Here is a 207-nt window from a genome sequence, read left to right as displayed (position 1 = left end):
CATCGTCCACTGCGTTCTGGTAGGTCAGGTGGAAGGTAACATCTAAACTGGTGTCACCTCCTGTAATTTCTTCTATGGTACTGTCCAGGTCAAACTCGCCCAGGTCATCGTTGTCAGGGTCACAGTAAGTAAGCGCCTGTGGGATGTTGGCCGCTGGTGCACCCACTACCTGAAGGGTCAGGGTCGTGGTGGTATGGCAGCCGGTGT

At 54.6% G+C, this 207-nt stretch carries 1 protein-coding gene; it reads right to left on the bottom strand.

The genetic code is table 11. The features are described from left to right. Positions 1-207: FIDD domain-containing protein (locus tag LOK78_RS16965; protein ID WP_232635706.1), on the bottom strand; the 207-nt coding region annotated here is incomplete at both ends.

It is taken from the genome of Mangrovimonas futianensis, from assembly GCF_021245805.1.
Lineage (GTDB): Bacteria > Bacteroidota > Bacteroidia > Flavobacteriales > Flavobacteriaceae > Mangrovimonas > Mangrovimonas futianensis.
This window is presented reverse-complemented; position numbering and strand designations above follow the sequence as displayed.